The sequence below is a fragment of the Spiroplasma sp. ChiS genome, from assembly GCF_002968355.1.
GTDB classification, from domain to species: domain Bacteria; phylum Bacillota_I; class Bacilli_A; order Mycoplasmatales; family Mycoplasmataceae; genus Spiroplasma; species Spiroplasma citri.
In genome coordinates, this window is sequence record NZ_PUUH01000159.1 from 1 (window position 1) to 1,106 (window position 1,106).

Annotated in this window: 4 protein-coding genes; 1 reads left to right on the forward strand and 3 read right to left on the reverse strand. The window is 25.0% G+C overall.

Annotated features, from left to right (window positions below; genetic code table 4):
• On the forward strand, nucleotides 1-289 hold a 289-nt coding region (locus C6B38_RS04710; RefSeq protein WP_233485532.1), incomplete at its 5' end, for a hypothetical protein.
• An 18-nt stretch (nucleotides 290-307) separates the two neighbouring features.
• Here C6B38_RS04710 and C6B38_RS04715 read toward each other — a convergent pair.
• The 3 genes from C6B38_RS04715 to C6B38_RS10015 all read right to left on the reverse strand — a co-directional run.
• Nucleotides 308-493: a hypothetical protein gene (locus C6B38_RS04715; protein WP_105298842.1), complete on the reverse strand. Its 186-nt coding sequence runs from the start codon at nucleotides 491-493 to the stop codon at nucleotides 308-310.
• A complete protein-coding gene (locus tag C6B38_RS10010) occupies nucleotides 486-656 on the reverse strand; it encodes a hypothetical protein (protein WP_162475874.1) in 171 nt (56 codons plus the stop codon). Before C6B38_RS10010 ends, C6B38_RS04715 begins: the two co-directional genes overlap by 8 nt.
• 4 nt (nucleotides 657-660) lie before the next feature.
• A partial coding sequence (locus tag C6B38_RS10015; RefSeq protein ID WP_162475875.1) for a hypothetical protein occupies nucleotides 661-1,106 on the reverse strand: 446 nt, incomplete at its 5' end.

Sequence of the window (1,106 nt, forward strand, 5' to 3'; positions counted from 1 at the left end):
TTCAACAGATACATTAATGATTGTTTTACTTGTATTAGCGGGTTCAGTTGGAACTGGTAGTCTTGGCGTTCTTGGTTTATCTGCTAAAAAAATTAAAAAATATAAAGCAGAAATTAGAGAATTACGAACTGCTGTAATTGCACATGAAAAGCATTTACGCGGTGCTGAAAGTGCAACAGAATTAGCAATTAAAACTGGACAAATTAAAAATGTCAAAAAACAAGTTAAAATTAATGATAAAGAATATGCTAAAAAAGAAGCGATTGAAAAACTTACAAATAGCATTTAAAAAAATAACCAATTAAGGTTATTTTTTATTTGTTTTTAAGATAATTAAATTCTTTTCACCATAAGTACTTTTATAATATTCTCAGTATTCAGTAGATTTAATATTTATATCTTCAACATCAATACCAGTTATATATTCACCAAGAGGAGTTTTACATGGTCGTTTACCTTTTTCAGAACGATAACATAAAATATAATTATTCATTTTTATTATTTCCTTTATTATTTACAATATAGTAATTGATAAAATGCTGTACTCGTTGGTTATGTGTATATAATTCGGGTAATTCATTTCATATTTTTGCTTGTTCTTTATTTAAATAAACATTAATATTTCTAATTATAACTTGATGATTTTTTGATTTCATAATATTACCTCTCATAATTAGCAATAATAATTGCATCGCGGAGATGATTACTTATTTTTTCATTATTATATTTTCAACCTTTACCATATTGATAAGTTAAATTAGTATCTTTATCATATTTTCATAAACAACTATCATTATATTTACTTAAATTTTCCATATTTTTAACAACTGATTTAGTATGGCGTGGTGATACTCAATTAATGTCACCTCAAAACTGTTTTTGTAAAACACCTAATAATCTCAATAAATCATCGCGGTCTTTTGAACCATTAGCACTTGTTGGTAAACAATCTTCAACATTAATAATCTCGCCTGATCGCTGATATTCTCAAATAATCTCAATAATATAATTATCATGATATTTTCAATCTTTATTTGTAAAATCTAGTTTTTTAATTAATTTATTATCTTCATAAATAACAATACCAGTAGTACCAGTACCTGATG